At 59.5% G+C, this 15,512-nt stretch carries 22 protein-coding genes; 14 read left to right on the top strand and 8 right to left on the bottom strand.

Features of this window, described 5'->3' with window-relative positions; all coding sequences use genetic code 11:
* Nucleotides 1-384 precede the first annotated feature (384 nt).
* Complete coding sequence (locus EO99_RS0121495; RefSeq protein ID WP_077067143.1) at nt 385-825, top strand: BA14K family protein; 441 nt, start codon at nt 385-387, stop codon at nt 823-825.
* 152 nt (nt 826-977) lie between these two features.
* Nucleotides 978-1,232: a hypothetical protein gene (locus tag EO99_RS0121485; RefSeq protein ID WP_029620633.1), complete on the top strand. Its 255-nt coding sequence runs from the start codon at nt 978-980 to the stop codon at nt 1,230-1,232.
* Nucleotides 1,233-1,341: 109 nt separating this feature from the next.
* Here EO99_RS0121485 and EO99_RS0121480 read toward each other — a convergent pair whose 3' ends face one another.
* The 3 genes from EO99_RS0121480 to EO99_RS27655 all read right to left on the bottom strand — a co-directional run bounded on the left by EO99_RS0121480 (nt 1,342) and on the right by EO99_RS27655 (nt 3,369).
* A complete protein-coding gene (locus EO99_RS0121480; RefSeq protein ID WP_029620632.1) occupies nt 1,342-1,572 on the bottom strand; it encodes a hypothetical protein in 231 nt (76 codons plus the stop codon).
* 488 nt (nt 1,573-2,060) lie between these two features.
* The gene (locus tag EO99_RS27660) at nt 2,061-2,540 is read right to left on the bottom strand and encodes a hypothetical protein (RefSeq protein ID WP_156034944.1); all 480 of its coding nucleotides are present in this window, start codon (nt 2,538-2,540) and stop codon (nt 2,061-2,063) included.
* Between the two features lie 256 nt (nt 2,541-2,796).
* Nucleotides 2,797-3,369, bottom strand: coding sequence for a hypothetical protein (locus EO99_RS27655; RefSeq protein WP_156034942.1), 573 nt, complete (start codon nt 3,367-3,369; stop codon nt 2,797-2,799).
* A 117-nt stretch (nt 3,370-3,486) separates the two neighbouring features.
* On the opposite strand from EO99_RS27655, the gene EO99_RS28345 reads away from it, so the two are divergent.
* The 3 genes from EO99_RS28345 (at nt 3,487) to terL (ending at nt 6,188) form a co-directional block, all read left to right on the top strand.
* On the top strand, nt 3,487-4,113 hold the full coding sequence (locus EO99_RS28345) for a putative metallopeptidase (RefSeq protein ID WP_029620631.1): 627 nt from the start codon (nt 3,487-3,489) through the stop codon (nt 4,111-4,113).
* A 214-nt stretch (nt 4,114-4,327) separates the two neighbouring features.
* The gene (locus EO99_RS0121465) at nt 4,328-4,792 is read left to right on the top strand and encodes a DUF2280 domain-containing protein (protein WP_029620630.1); all 465 of its coding nucleotides are present in this window, start codon (nt 4,328-4,330) and stop codon (nt 4,790-4,792) included.
* Nucleotides 4,779-6,188 (top strand): phage terminase large subunit, encoded by a 1,410-nt coding sequence (gene terL, locus EO99_RS0121460; protein WP_051680015.1) that lies wholly within the window; start codon nt 4,779-4,781, stop codon nt 6,186-6,188. Before EO99_RS0121465 ends, terL begins: the two co-directional genes overlap by 14 nt.
* Before the next feature lie 295 nt (nt 6,189-6,483).
* On the opposite strand, the gene EO99_RS0121455 is transcribed toward terL, so the two are convergent.
* Nucleotides 6,484-6,711, bottom strand: a complete 228-nt coding sequence (locus EO99_RS0121455) for a hypothetical protein (RefSeq protein ID WP_029620628.1) — start codon at nt 6,709-6,711, stop codon at nt 6,484-6,486.
* A gap of 111 nt (nt 6,712-6,822) precedes the next feature.
* Here EO99_RS0121455 and EO99_RS0121450 point away from each other — a divergent pair, with 111 nt between their 5' ends.
* Nucleotides 6,823-8,196, top strand: a complete 1,374-nt coding sequence (locus tag EO99_RS0121450; RefSeq protein ID WP_029620627.1) for a DUF4055 domain-containing protein — start codon at nt 6,823-6,825, stop codon at nt 8,194-8,196.
* Here the strand turns inward: EO99_RS0121450 and EO99_RS0121445 are convergent.
* Nucleotides 8,193-8,717 (bottom strand): hypothetical protein, encoded by a 525-nt coding sequence (locus EO99_RS0121445; protein WP_029620626.1) that lies wholly within the window; start codon nt 8,715-8,717, stop codon nt 8,193-8,195. The genes EO99_RS0121450 and EO99_RS0121445 overlap by 4 nt on opposite strands.
* 100 nt (nt 8,718-8,817) lie before the next feature.
* Here EO99_RS0121445 and EO99_RS0121440 point away from each other — a divergent pair, with 100 nt between their 5' ends.
* On the top strand, nt 8,818-9,606 hold the full coding sequence (locus EO99_RS0121440; RefSeq protein ID WP_029620625.1) for a hypothetical protein: 789 nt from the start codon (nt 8,818-8,820) through the stop codon (nt 9,604-9,606).
* Nucleotides 9,607-9,615: 9 nt separating this feature from the next.
* On the opposite strand, the gene EO99_RS0121435 is transcribed toward EO99_RS0121440, so the two are convergent.
* Nucleotides 9,616-10,266 carry a hypothetical protein gene (locus EO99_RS0121435; protein WP_156034938.1) on the bottom strand — a complete coding sequence of 217 codons (651 nt, stop codon included), beginning with the start codon at nt 10,264-10,266 and terminating at the stop codon, nt 9,616-9,618.
* A 91-nt stretch (nt 10,267-10,357) separates the two neighbouring features.
* On the opposite strand from EO99_RS0121435, the gene EO99_RS0121430 reads away from it, so the two are divergent.
* Together EO99_RS0121430 and EO99_RS0121425 are read left to right on the top strand one after the other, a co-directional pair.
* Entirely contained in the window at nt 10,358-11,362 is a 1,005-nt protein-coding gene (locus EO99_RS0121430; RefSeq protein WP_029620623.1) for a hypothetical protein, read from the top strand.
* Between the two features lie 53 nt (nt 11,363-11,415).
* Nucleotides 11,416-12,012 carry a hypothetical protein gene (locus tag EO99_RS0121425; RefSeq protein ID WP_029620622.1) on the top strand — a complete coding sequence of 199 codons (597 nt, stop codon included), beginning with the start codon at nt 11,416-11,418 and terminating at the stop codon, nt 12,010-12,012.
* Here the strand turns inward: EO99_RS0121425 and EO99_RS0121420 are convergent.
* Nucleotides 12,009-12,200, bottom strand: coding sequence for a hypothetical protein (locus tag EO99_RS0121420; RefSeq protein ID WP_029620621.1), 192 nt, complete (start codon nt 12,198-12,200; stop codon nt 12,009-12,011). The genes EO99_RS0121425 and EO99_RS0121420 overlap by 4 nt on opposite strands.
* A 214-nt stretch (nt 12,201-12,414) precedes the next feature.
* On the opposite strand from EO99_RS0121420, the gene EO99_RS26010 reads away from it, so the two are divergent.
* Complete coding sequence (locus EO99_RS26010; RefSeq protein WP_051680014.1) at nt 12,415-12,903, top strand: DnaT-like ssDNA-binding protein; 489 nt, start codon at nt 12,415-12,417, stop codon at nt 12,901-12,903.
* Nucleotides 12,903-13,307, top strand: coding sequence for a hypothetical protein (locus EO99_RS0121410; protein ID WP_029620619.1), 405 nt, complete (start codon nt 12,903-12,905; stop codon nt 13,305-13,307). The genes EO99_RS26010 and EO99_RS0121410 overlap by 1 nt, the downstream gene beginning before the upstream one ends.
* A gap of 34 nt (nt 13,308-13,341) precedes the next feature.
* Here the strand turns inward: EO99_RS0121410 and EO99_RS0121405 are convergent, their stop codons facing one another.
* Complete coding sequence (locus tag EO99_RS0121405; RefSeq protein WP_210165095.1) at nt 13,342-13,782, bottom strand: hypothetical protein; 441 nt, start codon at nt 13,780-13,782, stop codon at nt 13,342-13,344.
* Nucleotides 13,783-13,850: 68 nt separating this feature from the next.
* Here EO99_RS0121405 and EO99_RS27645 point away from each other — a divergent pair, with 68 nt between their 5' ends.
* The 3 genes from EO99_RS27645 to EO99_RS0121390 are packed head-to-tail and all read left to right on the top strand — an operon-like array spanning nt 13,851 to nt 15,507.
* Nucleotides 13,851-14,027, top strand: a complete 177-nt coding sequence (locus tag EO99_RS27645) for a hypothetical protein (protein WP_156034936.1) — start codon at nt 13,851-13,853, stop codon at nt 14,025-14,027.
* On the top strand, nt 14,024-15,061 hold the full coding sequence (locus EO99_RS0121395) for a phage minor head protein (RefSeq protein WP_029620617.1): 1,038 nt from the start codon (nt 14,024-14,026) through the stop codon (nt 15,059-15,061). The genes EO99_RS27645 and EO99_RS0121395 overlap by 4 nt, the downstream gene beginning before the upstream one ends.
* On the top strand, nt 15,061-15,507 hold the full coding sequence (locus EO99_RS0121390; protein WP_029620616.1) for a hypothetical protein: 447 nt from the start codon (nt 15,061-15,063) through the stop codon (nt 15,505-15,507). Before EO99_RS0121395 ends, EO99_RS0121390 begins: the two co-directional genes overlap by 1 nt.
* Nucleotides 15,508-15,512 lie beyond the last annotated feature (5 nt).

The raw sequence follows: 15,512 nt of genomic DNA, 5'->3' as shown, positions 1-15,512 counted from the left end.
ATATGGGGTCAACTTTCCGCGCCGATTGACACTGAAGACGAGGCCTATCAGAGCTACCGCAAGGGCCAGTAGTACCAGCCGCGAAAACCAGACGTTCACTTCGCTACCTCCCAAAACGTTCGAACCATTGGCTGAAGGTGATGTTCCTAGGGAACGCCCGCCGCCGGGAACGTGAAGCGGGAAAACGCCAGGAGGCGGCATCGAGGTGAGGCGGACGGCATAGCCGGAGCGGCCACTTAGGATGACCTGGGGCCTCCCAAGAGGCGTTAAGCTTAGGTTCAGGCGTGGGAACCGAACATCACTGGACTAGTTCACCTGCGTTCAGTGAAAGGATCCACTTTGTTCAATATTGGTAAGACGCTAACCGCCGGCGCTATCAGCGCCATGATGTTTGCGACCTCGATCGCCCCTGCTGATGCCGTTGTACTGCCCTCAGTCAGTGTGCCGGAGGTCGCTTCTTCTGTCGAACAGGCACAGTACCGGAGAGACCATCGCGACCGTCGCCACTTCGAACGACATGACCGTCGCCGGTTCGAGCGGCACCGCGATGATCGGCGCGGCCACTACCGAGGCCACAGGGGGTCGAGAGATTACCGTCGAGGCTATCGGCGCCACAATGATGGCTGGTGGTATCCTCTCGCTGCGTTCGGAGCAGGCGCGATCATCGGCGGTGCAATCAACAACCCGCCACAGCGAGGACAGGTCGTGAGTAGCCGTCACATTCAGTGGTGCTCGGATCGGTACCGGACCTATCGGGCATCTGACAATACCTACGTGCCGCGTGTCGGCGTAAGGGCGTACTGCAATTCGCCTTACTCCCGGTAGTCCGACCACAGCGGTGAGCAAGCCTCGCCAGTAATGGCGGCAGACGACCAGGTCGGTTCTCTTATGAGCCGCCTCTTTCAATTGAACAAGATGAGGGCCGAGGCTAAGAACGCCAGACCGCGTGAGGGAAACGCTGAACGCCAGGAGGCGGCATGATAGGCGAGGGGTTTTTCAGACTGTTTTTCTTTCTGGTGCTCTTCTGCGCCAGCACTGCCAGCTACGTCGTCTACGTCCGGAACGCGCTCAAGGCGAAGGCGCTTGGGGTGAAGGTCCACGGAATGCACTACGTGTTTGTGGACATCAGGGACCCTAGATGCACGAGGGAAATCCGGAACACGTACTACTGGAGCAGGCTTTTCCTGTGTGTCTTCACAACGTTGATGGTTCTCTATCTTATCATGATATGAGGCCAAGGCCGTGTAGAGCGGTCCTACCGGCGAAAGCCGGACTAGATCGGGTGTATCGCCCCACACAGCCCGCCCAGACCGTCAATCGGGGCGGGTTTTTCTGTGCGGATCACTTCTGAACCGCCACCGCCACAAGCTTCCATCGGATAGGCGCCGGCGGATTGTGCTGGTGGTGGTTTTGAGGCGGCAGTGGGTTTCCCTTGTTTGCTGCGATCTCGTCGCCGCAATGAACGCACCGATAAATCCCAGAGTCCGGGGGAACCCATCCCGGCGACCGCTCCTGCTGGAAGTTGTTGTGCTCGACCTGAGTTAGGTATTTGGCATCGTTATACAGCACCATGCGTCATCTCCTTTTCTTTGGTTGCAGAGGAAGAGGAACACATCGTTGTGGCGAGTCGCCAGCCAGGCACCCGGGAATTGAGGAGAAACCAGCGATCTCCACAGACTGGGCGAGAGCTGTGGAGAAAACGCGACTGCAGTACCACGAAAGTGCTTGACCTATGCCAGGCCTAAAGAACGCCCGGAACAAGACGTTCAATCTCCGTCGCACGCCCCGCAGTGAGCGCGGGTAGTTTGGGTGTTCAGTCGGACCTTGCTAGAGCAAAGGGAATACTCGACGGCCCAGTAGGCAGAGGTCCGCCTCCCGCTCCATATGAGAAATTTGCCTATAGTTCGCAGCCGACGAAGGGGCTGGCAATTGCATGAGCAGTCGTGTTCATATGTCATCGGCGTGAATGCCAAAGTAACACTTCTTCTGGTGACGCTCATTACACTCACCAGTACGCCCGGACCAATGACAGCTTCCTCGTAAGAGATGATGTCGACAGGCTATCGGTCCTTCAATTCAGGATTTCCGCCCAGCGTGCAGTTGAATCGGCCGCAATTGGTACTCTTCGGTCCGGATGTGTCCCGCTGAGAGGGTTTGCTGACCGGCTCAGAAAGTTGGTTGTTTTGGCCAAGAGTGACGTTGGTGCCCCCCCCCGAGCTACCTCCTGAAGAACCGCTGGCGCGGAACGCCCCTTTGGTCATATCCGCCGTCGCAATATTCTTAAATTTAACCGTGATTATGTTGCCTCTATTGGCATTCGCGGTCTGTTGACCTTGAAGGCTCGCGCCAAAGGTCCCTCCCGGCCCCTGTAGAGGAACGTTGGCAAGATTTAATTGCTGTATCCCTCCATCGGTGGCAGCAGCCGTTACATTGAACTCTATAGTGACCTCATCAACAATCAGTCCAATTCTTTTGTTTGGCGGATAAGCGGCTTCCAGATTGTGCAAAGCAACTGCGACTTCGCTGGTTGCTTTGTTCAAGGAAATATCGGTCGGCTGAGCGACTTCTTGCGGGGAATATGATGCGCAGCCAGTAAGCAGGCAAAGCGCAGCCGTAACAAGATATTTGCAATTTATCATCTTGCGCCGCCTCCGTCCAAAGGAGGCATCAAAACATGCGTGCAAAAATGTGTCTAGAAGACGATGTATACCTAAATAGTCCAAGTTTACACGAGTATACAGTTGTTAATTCATCCCCGACCTCCCTCACTAAGGGCGTCGTCCTTTGCAGAGGGGGTCAAATCGGAGGGGGTAGGGCTTCATTTGCCCGCTGGCTACGTTTGCGGAAACGAACGTATGTCCGTCCGATTATCCAGTACAAAACAAGATTTGTCGCCATGACGCAAAGTGCGATAGCGAGTGCTTCTGTAATCCCGAATGGCTTTGTGTCCACCTCTCCTGTCATTACCCCAATAAATGCTGTGATCGTCAGGAAGACAGAGAGAAATAACATCAAGTATCCCGAGCATAATATAAAAAGTAGCTTGGCCAGGGTCAGGAATTTTCGAAACGACCATCTGACTGCCCTCGCCAAGCTAATGCCACCAGACAAGAATTTATCCAACCAGCCCTTGACTGTGCTGTGAGAAAAAAACCGCTCCGCTAACGCGCCAGCAAATGCCCCTAAAGGATTAGTAATACCTCCATCATTTACACCTACGCCTTTCGCCCAGTGGACGTCGCTCAGGTTGGCTAACCAACCAGCTTGACTCGCGTGATCGCGCGACCCGCTGATCCGGAGCCTGCGGCAGCTACCGCATACGATCTCAGCGAACCCTTCTGTCGTTGTCAGAGTTTTTTTCTGGTTCATTGAACTCTAGGCACGTGGGATTGGCCTGGTTCATCTAGTCCTCCAAAGGTTGACCTCTGCCGGGTCCAAGCAAGTTCGGCGCAACAGGTTCACCTAGGTCCTCGCCAAAGGCAAGAGATGAAGGTTGGTAGACCATATCCACTAGAAGCGATGTTTGAAGTAGGGAGCCAGGCATTCGTCTCGGCGCCTGAAGTATCAGAATGGGTAGAGGTGACCTTCCTCGATGAAGCCTCGCCGGTAGCCAACCCCGACCATGCCCACCTCGCGCACGCTCACATCGGCTTCCTCTGGACCGTGATCGAGAACAACAGCAAAGGCCGCCGGGTTATCGGCCAGTGCGAAACGGGATCTCCACAGGGTGCAATGGGCAAATGGTCGCGCGCTCGCGCAGTCCAGCAGGTCACCGACTGGTTCGGGTCTGTGCCGGATTTCATCATCACGCTTGATGCCGACTACTGCCGGCAGTGCGGGGATGCCGAGTTCATGGCTCTGGTAGAGCACGAGCTCTATCACGCCGCCCAGGATGTCGATGCATTCGGCGCCCCGAAATTCAGCAAGAGCACAGGCGCGCCAGTGTTCACCATACGGGGACATGACGTCGAGCAGTTCGTCGGCGTCGTCCGACGCTATGGGGCAGAAGCCTCCGGTGTCCGTGAAATTGTAGACGCAGCCAACCGTCCACCTGAGATTGCCCGTGCTCGTATCGAACATGCATGCGGGACGTGCCACCTGCGGGTAGCCTAGATCATTTCACCGTTCCGGATGCGCTCACGGTATCTTTCGCGATCCTCCTCGGTCGCACCGGTCGACAGATCCTGTCCCGGTTCAACCCGATGCGCTACCGGAAGCCACGGTCGAGCGGGGTTCTCCTTCTTCCAGAGCCGCATAGCGCGACGTTCTAAATCGGGATCTTCCACGGGTTCCTCCTGCGCGTGCCTTGACGGAGCCTTTATAAACCATGGCAAACCCAAAGTACTCGGTTGAGGTGAAAACATATGTAGTGCAGGCGCTTGCCTGCTTTGATGCCCCCTCGATCGTTGCAAAGGCAGTCAAGTCTGAGTTCGACGTCGTCATCAGTCCGCAGGCCGTTGAAGCCTACGACCCGACCAAAATCGCAGGACGGCGCCTATCTCAGCGCTTCCGACTGTTATTCGAGGAAACCCGCAAGACCTTCCTCGAAGACACTGCGTCCATTGCTATAAGTCACCGGGCGGTGAGATTGCGTGCGCTCCAGCGGATGGCCGACAAGGCAGAGACCCAGGGCAACATGGTCCTCGCGTCCTCACTGCTGAAGCAGGCAGCCGAGGAAGTTGGCGGCAGCTACACCAATCGCCGCGAACTGACAGGGAAGGACGGGAAGGATTTACCGGTGCCAGTGTCGCCGGTGACGATCTTCCAGTTGCCCGACAATGGCAGGAGCTGAGCAGGGCGCGGCAGCCCAGACGATCATGCGGCCGCAACCGGGCCCACAGACGACGTTCCTTGCTTCGCCGGCCGACATCGCGATCTATGGGGGCAGTGCCGGTGGCGGCAAGACCTGGGCGCTCCTCATGGAGCCGCTACGCCACATCGCCAACTCGCAGTTCGGCGCCGTGTTCTTCCGGCGGTCGACAGTGCAGGTTCGGAACGAGGGTGGGCTGTGGGACGAGAGCGAGAAGCTCTACCCAGCCATCGGCGCGGCTCCGAAAGAGCATGTGCTGCAGTGGAGCTTTCCGTCCGGCGCGTCGGTTTCGTTCGCTCACCTGGAGCACGACAAGACGGTCCTGAACTGGCAGGGCTCGCAGATCCCGCTGATCTGCTTCGACGAGCTGACGCACTTCAGCGCGAAGCAGTTCTGGTACATGGTCAGCCGCAACCGATCCATGAGCGGGGTCCGGCCATACATCAGAGCCACCTGCAACCCTGATGCCGATAGCTGGGTGGCCGAGTTCATCAGCTGGTGGATCAACCCGGATACCGGCCTCCCGATACCGGAGCGCGCCGGTGTCTTGCGCTGGTTCGTCCGTATAGGCGATGCGCTGATCTGGGGTGATAGCCCGGCGGACCTGGCGCACTACACCGCTCCAAACGAGGACGGCGAGGACGCGCCGATCCCTCCGAAGTCGGTGACGTTCATTCCGGCCAAGCTCAGCGACAATCGAGCGCTGATGGCGGCTGATCCGAGCTATCTGGCAAGCCTGATGGCATTGCCGACTGTAGAGCGGGAGCGCCTCCTCGGCGGCAACTGGAAGATCCGGCCCGCAGCTGGCCTCTACTTCCAGCGCGCCTGGTGCCAGGTCGTCGACGCCGCACCGTATGACATTCGCTGGATGCGAGGCTGGGATCTGGCCGGCACGCCGAAGACAGAGAGCAATGATCCCGACTGGACAGCCGGGACCCTGATGGGCAAGACGCCGGACGGGCGGTACTTCATCGCGGATCATCGGCGTGATCGGCAATCGCCCGCGGGTGTCGAACGGATGATCAAGAACACGGCGGAGGGCGACGGACGGCAGGTCTCGATTTCACTGCCTCAGGACCCGGGACAGGCCGGCAAGAGCCAAGTCGCGACCCTGACGAAGATGCTGGCTGGCTTCAGCGTTCGGTCATCGCCAGAGAGCGGCGACAAGATCACGCGCTTCAGCGGCTTCTCCGCTCAGGCAGAGGCGGGCAACGTCTTCGTAATCCGCGGCCGCTGGAATGAAGACTGGTTCACGGCTTTGGAAAGCTTTCCTGAGGCAACGCATGACGACGACGCGGATAGCACGAGCCGAGCGTTCAACGCGCTGATTTCGTCGCCACCGGTTACGACAACAACGACCGTGAAGGGCCTCTACTAATGGGATCGGCGCTGATCATCCACGACGGAGATTACGCCAGTACCCTGGCAGTCCGTGCACTTGATCCGGTTAAACAGCCCAGAGCCTGCGCAGAGGAGACAAATCTCCGCTGCCATTGGATTCGCGCTCAAGTGTTTGCCGTAAGCGAGTGGCTTCTCTGAGATTTCGCTCGGCGCTGGATGTTCCGCAGTCATGACACCCTCCTGTGCTGCCCGCAGTAACTAGCAAACTCCGGCAATGTTCCGACACCCGAGGCTCCGACCAAGATGGCCGATGCTGCAATGAGCAGCAGTACCTATTGTTCTGCGCCACCAACCACAGTGGAGGAAACTCCCTTCAGGCGCTTGAGGACCTCAATGATTTCTCGCTCGCCCTCTAGGGATTGCCTTATGCGCCGCACGAGATCTTCCTTGGCCTCAGGCGGGTCGGTTTGCAGCCCAGCATTCGTGAAAAGCCCAAGCTCATACTCAAGGCGGTCGAGGTGGGCTTCATGCCGTGCCAGCATGTGCTCTTTAGTGGGCATTGCGACCTCATTTAGTCATGCATCTTTCTGTCCCCTTAATCTGGCGGAACACCATCCGCAACTAGGGCTGAAGTCCTAAGAAGCAGTATGCGGCAACGGAGCAATCACTACATGACCGATGCCGTTGAGACGAAGCACCCACTTTACATCGAACGTGCAGAAGAATGGTCGCTGATGCGCGACACCACCGCCGGCGAAAAGGAAGTGAAGGGAGCGGGGACACAGTACCTGCCGCAGCCGTCGGGCTTCAAAGCTCAGGATGACGGCGGCCAGGCACTATACGATGCGTACCAAAAGCGGGCGCAGTTCCCCGAGATCGTCCATCCGACGGTGCACGGGATGGTTGGCGTGATCCATCGGACCGAGGCGCAGATCGAGATGCCGTCTGCCATGCAGGCGCTGTGGGAGAAGGCCACCAAGGATGGGCTGCCGCTTGAGGCTCTTCACCGGCGGATCACTGCGGAGCTGCTCACCACTGGTCGCTATGCCTTGCTGGCCGACGCCGCCAGTGAGGGTTCGGATCTGCCCTGGCTCGCTGGCTATTCGGCAGAGGCTCTCATCAATTGGGCTGACGATCGTACGATGTTCGTCCTCGACGAGAGCGGCCTGAAGCGCGAGGGCTTCCGCTGGGAGCGAGAGCAGCGGTTTCGCGTGCTGGAGATGCGGGAAGGCAGCTACACCGTCCAGACCTATGCCGGGACCGAGCGAACGCCAGGCGGGGAGGTGATGCCATCCGGCAGAGGCAACACGAAGCTGACCGAGATCCCGTTCGTGGTCATGGGCGCCCGCGATCTGTCGGTGGCTCCAGAGCTTCCGCCGCTGCTCGGTGTGGCTCGATCAGCCATTGCTCTCTACCAGCTCTCGGCCGACTACCGCTGGCAGCTGTTCATGACCGGGCAGGAGACACTCGTCGTCATCAATGGAGATCCACCATCCGCCGTTGGGGCAGGAGCGGTCATCGCCATCAAGCAGGGCGACCAGCAGGGCACGCCGGATGTGAAGTACGTTGGTCCTGCCGGCACGGGCATTGCAGCTCATCGGACAGCGATCCTCGACGAGCGGCAGAACGCGGCCCAGTCCGGCGCCAGGCTGTTCAACAGCAGCGAGAGCAAGACGGCAGAGAGTGGTGACGCCTTGCGGATCCGGTTCGCGGCAGAGACGGCAACGCTGACGTCCATCGCGTTGTCCAGCGCACAGGGGTTGGAGAAGGCGCTACGGCACATCGCCGTCATGATCGGGCAAAGTCCCGAGGCGGTGACAGTGAAGCCGAACCTGTCGTTCGTGGATGCAACGCTGACGCCGGAGCAGGCAGCTTCGCTCGTGTCGCTCTGGCAGAACGGCGCCATTGCCTACGAGACGCTCTACGAGAACCTGCAGCGCGGTGAGATCGCCAGCGCTGAGCGGGATCACGAGGCCGAGCTGAAGCTCATTGATGAAGAGCGGTTTGGCAGTGAGGAGGAGAGGGCGGCGGCTACGGCGATCTAGAGCAAAGCTTTTTTCGCCGCGACAGCGCCAGAGAAAGGACGCCCCAACTCTTGCTTGCCGAAGACACCTTCAACCCAAACCTCTCTTAGCAGCTTGGTATCCCGCTTATTCCTCAGATTTGGGTTCTTGGCTATGGCCATACCGATGAGCATACGCTCAAGCCAGTTGATGAGAGAGGTAGTCGAGCGGGTGGCACGGCTTAGGTAGCCTGTCGAAGTCACCAAGGTGAAGAAGACCAGTTGCCCTGATTTTCGGCCGCTAGCCTCCAAAGCAGCGTTGTAGTGGTTGACCTTGTGGGCTGTCAGTACCTCGCCATAGAAGCCCGTCTGCGCGCTTGTTTTGCCGATGTACCATGGTTTGGCATTTTTGCCGCGGGTGATACTGAACATGTAGCATCCAATCGCCCTGCGAAGGTCAGCCGGATCAGTGTTGTACTTCACGGCCTCCGCATCTACCGACTGCCAGAAGGCACCGATGTCGCCGTCGTAGTCGAACGGCCCCCAAGCCTGAAAATTCAACAACTCACCTCCGTTGAATGGAGCCAGAGAAAGCACTTAGCGATTCCGGCACCAAAAAATCTGTCATGCCTGCAGCGCAGGCACAACCCTTAGGAGAAGGCCAGTGGCCCTGAAAGCAATCATCGACAGCCTCGACAGTGTTGAGGAGCAGCACCGGTCACTCTACGAGGAGAAGGACGGCAAGTTCGTCCTCGCGATCGAGGGCATTGAAGCTCATCCGGGCGCCGCTGCCTTGAAGTCCGCTCTCGATCGGGTCCGGGGTGAAAAGCGCACCCTCAGCGAGAAGCTGACCACTGCAGAAAGCCGGCTGGAAGGTCTGCCTGAAGATTTCGATGCCGATGCCTACGAGACACTTCGCACCCAGGCAGAAGGCAAGGAGCCGCCAAAGGTCGACGAGCGCCTGGAGCGCCAGAAGACCGAGCTGGAGAAGAAGTTCGGCACAGAGAAGGGCAAGCTCGAGCAGCGCATTTCCAAACTGGACGCCACGCTGCGCAAGACGCTGATCGACGACGGCTTGACAAAGGCTCTGATTGAAGCGGGCGTCTCCAAGGACTTTCTGCCGGCGGCTAAAGCACTGCTCAAAGAGCGCGGTGCGGTGAAGCTGGTCGAGGAAGACGACGAATTCCACGTCTTTGCTGACGACGGCGTCGACGAGCGGACCCCGCTCAAGAAGTTCGTGGCCGACTGGTCCGCAGACGAGGGCAAGCACTTCGTTGCGAAGGCCACCGGCGGCGATGCCAAGGGCGGCGACGGCAGGACGTTCACCGACAACCCTTGGGACAACAGCAACGGCAAGAAGCCGAACCTGACCAAGCAGCAGCAGCTCATCCAGGAGAACGCTCCAAAGGCTCGCCAAATGGCACAGTCCGCCGGCGTCACGCCCAACTGGTAGAGGCTGTCCCTACAGCGTATCCCATGCGGCTTGGCAAAGGCGGCAGAATTCCTGCACATCAAACTCCAGCACGCAGTCGGGGCTTCCATTTTGCTTGTTGGCGCAGATGATCAGCATGTGGCGCCCACGGTCGATCCGGAAGTTAGCTTGGGCTTCGTTCTGGTGCTTAATTTTGTTCAGCGTCTGCTCGAGCGCTACGGGAGCTGCAGCAACACCGGCAGGCAGCGTCCCGTTGCCATGCCCGCTTTGCAATACGCCCGCCTGATGAGTTGAAGTCACGGGAGTGACTATCTGACCGGCGGGTGCGCGAAGGGCCGCCGAGAAGTTCTGGTTCTGAGGTCGCAGCCCGTTTTTGATGTCATCACGCGCGCGCATCAGCGCGCCGACAATGTGGTCGAACAGCTTTGAGACATCGCGGCTGGCCCTGTTGATCTGGTCTAAACGCCCGTTTGTCCAGCCATCCACCAAGAGCACTGAGCGATCATGTACGGAAGCGACTGCGTCAGTAAAGCTGGTTGGTGGAGAACCGGCTGCGATTAAAAACTCGATATTGGGCAAGACCGCTTCTTCCTGCTTCTGGGCCGTCAATGGAACATCGACAATAGAGGCGAGACCTGAAGAATCAGTAACGGCGCCGATGCGTCTTTCAAGATTTCGCAAGCGTCAGTGACGCCGCCTACAGACGAGGTCATGCCCAGTGGGGTGACCGAAACCAATCATCCCACATCCTTCAACTCACAGGAGCCTCGACATGGCAACCACTCGCCTGAGCGACGTCATCTATGGCCCGCTCTTCCTCCCCACGACGATCCAGCGCATTGCGCAGCTCTCGCGCATCCGTAACTCGCCGATCGTCTCCACCGACGCTGAACTGCAGCGTTTCGCCAACGGCCCGGGCGACCTCGTCCAGATGCCATTCTGGAACGACCTGACCGGCAACTCCAATGTTTCGACGGATGACCCGGCACAGACCGCCACGCCCAACAAGCTGACGCAGGGCCAAGACATGGCCCGGAAGATCCGTCGCAACAACGGCTGGCAGTCGGCCAACCTCGTCGCCTCCATGCTGGCGGAAGATCCGCTCGATGCCGTGGCCCAGCTTATCGCTGAGTATTGGGTCCGGGAAGAGCAGCGGATAATGGGTGAGCAGATGCGAGGCGTGTTTGCTTCGGCCGGCATGGCGGGCAATGTTCTCGATGTCGCTTCGGAAGACGGTGCAACCGCTCCCGTCAACCTGGACGCCGAGATCGCGGCCAATGCCTATGCTCTGCTGGGCGAGTACGGCACCACGCTGTCGGCGGTCCTCATGCACTCGCGGATCTTCTATAATCTGCGTGCTGCTCGTGCGATCGAGAAGTTCAAGGATCCGGCAACGGGCCTCGACTTCAACATGTGGGACGACAAGATCGTCTACGTGTCCGACCAGTGCCCGCGCGAGGCAGGCACCACCTCCGGCTTCAAATACACGTCCTACCTCTTCGGCAGTGGTGCCATCGGTTATGCCGAAGCCACGGGTGAGGGTGGACCGAAGAAGCCGGTCGAGATCGATAGCGTCGCTGCTGCCGGTAACGGTGAAGGCGTCGAGACGGTCTGGTACCGCCGCCACTGGGTCATGCACCCCCGCGGTGTCTCCTTCAGCGGCACGCCAGCTTCGGCATCCGGCGTGACCGACACTGAGCTCGGCACCGGCACGAACTGGACCCGTGTTTACGATCCGAAGCTGGTTCGCATGGTTGCCGTCGTCACGAACGGCTGAGGGCAGGGGCTCCGGCCCCTCTCCATCTCACCCCCTCATCAGGAGAACTGACAATGAACGATCATCAGAATGATCCGCTTCTGGCGGAGGCCATCGCCCGTCGGGATGAAAGCCGGGCGCAGATCCTGCGCTCCCGCGCCAACCGCCTCGGCGGTTCCACTGCCGTCGACCGTCTCGCCAATGCCTTCGACAAGATGGCGGAGCGGGCGGAGAAGGCATCTCGGGAATCCTCGACTGCTCTCTCAGGCATTGAGCCCGTGAAGCCGGACCCGGAAGGCACCAGCCGTCAGCTGGCGGACAGCGAGGGCAACTTCGCTGCCAATGCTGAAGTCGCTGGCGTTGGTGGCATCGGCATCAAGGCAAGCAACACGGATGTCTCCACCGGCAAACCGGCGCAGACAATCCAGCAGGCAGGCGAGGTTGTCATGCCCGGCGCTCAGAAGATCGGAGGTGACCAGCCTGCCGACGGTGCCACCACGCGCTCGGCAGATACAGACGAGACCCGCTCTGCAGTGTCCATTCCGGACAACTGGCGCGAACTCACCTGGCAGGAGCGTCGGTCGCTGGCGTCGAAGCTCAGCGACGATCCGATCAGCAATGGCGAGGAAGCCAACGCTGCGATCGAAGCTGAGCTGAAGCGCCGGGGCTAAGCAGAGCCCTTCTGAGGGAGGTCAGTGGCTTCATTGACCTCCTTCTTCATCTTGTGCTGGCCATCGCCGTCGGTGTTCTCGCTGATCGTGTTCACGTCCTCGCCCGTCTCAGCGACGTCAGAAAAATCATTGGACATGACAGCGCCGCCGGGGCCCTGCGTAGCAGTGGGTTTCTTCGTATCGTTCATGGTGGTTCTCCTTCCGCAGGTCAAACAATCTGCAGCGCAATTAGGTCCCGCCGACGGAGCTCCGCATGACCGTGATCGATGCCATCAATCGAGGTCAGCGACTGGCCGTCACAGACGACGGTCAGGGATCTGACAGCCTTCGGAACTGCGAAGGTGAACTGATGAGTTTCTCCTGGAGCGGGCGAAACATCAGATCGTCTTTGGGGAGTAACAAATGCCCGATCACTATGGGACGCTTCCTGCTGCGTTGATCTATCACGAGGCAAGAGGCAATGCGGCTTGGACCGCTGCCGGTGTCGATGATGCCAAGCGCGCTGCTGCGCTGGTGCGTGCTTCGCAGGCTCTGGATGCCCTCTATGGCGCGCGCTATCCGGGTGTAATCGCTTCAGCCGATCAGGATCTCCTCTGGCCGCGCACTGACGTGATCTGGCGCGGCGAGGATCTGGCCGCCGACGTTGTGCCGGCGCCGATCGAGAAAGCCGCCTATGAGCTTTCGCTTCGGGAGCTGGTGAAGCCTGGATCGCTTGCGCCGGATGTGAAGGCCGGACCGCAGAAGGTTCTGACGGAGGTCAAGGGCGTCAAGTGGAGCGTGGTGGGTGACACATCCTCAAGAGCCGCTCTGCCCATCGTTGATGGTATCCTTGCGGAGATCCTCACGCATGCTCGAACCGGCACCACCGTCACTACGTTGGCGAGGTTCTGATGTCCGAAGACTGGAACGCGATCGCGGCGGAAGTGGCTGAGGCCATCCGCTCGGTCTCCGACGTCTCCCAGCCGAACGGCTACCCGGTGACGCTGAGAATCCCCGGCACGTTGACCGGCCCAGACTGGGACCCGACCATCGGCCCGCCAACATACAAGACGCTGTACGCCGTAGAGGGGTTTCAAGAGATCCGAGATGCCTCCGGCACGCTGATAGGCCAGACGCGCCACACGCTGACCGTTGCGGCCGATGCTGAGGCTGTGCCGATGAAGAGCTATCGCGTGGCGCTTGGCATTGCCGCTGAGGATGCCGACGAGGCAAGCGCGTGGGTGGAGATCCTGGAGGTGAGACCCCTCGCTCCCGCCGGCGTGGCTGCTTTGTATGAGGTTGACCTAGTAGACTAGCGCGGGAAGCGATAATTCGATCACTGCAAGTGGGTCAGTTGCACCCAAACTGTGTGCAAGTGCCCATGAAGCTATCGCCTCTGCTGTCGGTGCCGCTGTATGTTGAGAGGCCGCTGCCGTGGTGGTGGCGCTGCATATTCCAGCTGTTACCGTTCGTGTTGCCGTTGGTATAAACGGAGTTCCCGACACTCATATCCGTTTGGCTCCAAGAGCTGCCGGTACCGGCGTTGTGTCCATTGGTGATGGTGGTGTTACCGAACCTGTTGACAGTGTAGCTGTTGCCTTGCGTGTCGGTGCAACTCGTCAAGGCTCCGCTACCGACGCACATAGCCGATGCTTGTGCCGCTGAAATGGCAAAGATGGCCGCAGTAAGAAGTTTTCTCATGATGTTCTCCCTCTGGGAGGCAATCTGCACTTCGCGCGGCGTGAAGTCGACAAGAATTTCCCACCCATAACTATTCAAATGCTTGTTCAACAGCAAGCCGTTCCCATTGCGGCTCGCACATCACCCGCGACGCAATACCTTTCGGAAAGGGAATCAACATGACAAAGATCAAGGTGAAGGTTGTCCGGCCTTTCGAGCGCTACAAGATCGGTGACACGCCGAATCTTTCGGCAGTCAAGGCTTCGGCGCTGGAGAAGCTCGGCCTTGTGGAGCCGGCCACCAAGACCGCTGAAAAGCAGATCGCCCAGGCTGACCAGGCCAAGCCCTCCGCATGACTTTCGAGGAACTCCTCAGCACCTATGAGCCTCGCCTTGCTGCGGCGTTCCGTGAGGGTGTGGAAGCCATTAAGTCGGGCATCGTTCTGCAGCGGGTTATCGAACGGCTGGAGCGGCGGGACTTGGACGGCGCCATAGAGGCGATGATCCTAGAGCCGGAGGCGTTCTCTGCCCTCGACATCGCACTTCAGGAGGCATTCAACGCCGGCGGGATCAATGCTGTGGGTGAGTTGCCCACAGTGCGAGATCCCGAAGGTGCCAAGGTTGTCTTCCGCTTCGGCGTTAGGAACCTAGAGTCCGAGGCGATCCTTCGTGAGCTGTCGTCATCGATGGTGACGCACATCACCGATGATCAGCGGCAGGGTGTCCGGTATGCTCTGGAGCAGGGGCTGATGCGGGGGGCCAATCCGCGCCAGACGGCCCTTGATGTCGTCGGCCGGCTCAGCCGGATCACAGGCAAGCGTGAAGGCGGCGCTATTGGCCTCACGAAACATCAGATCGAATACATCGAGCGTGCCAGGCAGAACCTCCTCTCCGGAGATCCTGACCTGATGAAGAAGTATCTGGACCTCACGACGAGGGACAAGCGCTTCGACCGCACCATTGCTAAGGCCATGCGGGAGGGCAAGCCCCTCAAAGCTGACGATGTGCAGCGAATCATCATTCGCCTGAACGACAACAATCTCCGCCTTCGTGGCGAGATGGTCGCCCGCACCGAGACCATGATGGCGCTCGGCTCTGCGCGAGACAATGCCATCCGTCAGCAGATCGCAGCCGGAAAGATCGAAGCGCAGGACGTGACGAAGATCTGGCGATCGGCAGGCGACAGCCGGGTAAGGCACACCCACCGGGCGCTCAATAATACGGCCGTTCCGGTCGATGGCGTCTTCATCAGTCCGTCAGGGGCTGCTCTTCGCTACCCAGGAGACCCAAGGGCGCCGATCAACGAGATTTCCGGGTGCAGGTGCCACGTGACCTACAAAGTGGGGTACGCAGACGCTGTGGGGCGCAGGTTCCGGGCTGCGACTGTCTGATGGCAAAGCTATCGTTCTCGGCTCAAGTGGCGGCCTTCGCGGAGAGGGTCCCCGGCGCCATCGAGGCTGTCTTCAAGGAGAGCGTGCAGGAAGTTGTCGAGGAGATGCAGAAGCCGGTCGGGCAGGGCGGGCGCATGCGCGTCGACACTGGCTTCCTCCGAGCCTCGCTAATGGCATCAACCGCGGCCATGCCAAGGATAAATCCTGGCGCTCAACCTGCAGACGGCGGAAGCTATGTTGCTGATTTCGGGCAGATCGAGGCAGTTATCGCCGGTGCCGACGTCCACGACACGCTCTATTTCGGCTACACCGCGGCCTATGCAGGCCATCGAGAGTTCGGGAGCAACGGCCAGCCGCCAGACGCATTCGTGCGCTCGGCGGCTCAACAGTGGCAGGGGATAGTCGAGAGGCGGGCGGCCGACCTTAAGCGTCGTTTAGGTCCCTAGCGTCG

This window comes from Pseudorhizobium marinum (genome assembly GCF_000705355.1).
GTDB classification, from domain to species: Bacteria; Pseudomonadota; Alphaproteobacteria; order Rhizobiales; family Rhizobiaceae; genus Neorhizobium; species Neorhizobium pelagicum.
Note: the sequence above shows the minus strand (reverse complement) of the source record. Positions and strands in the feature narration are given on the sequence as shown.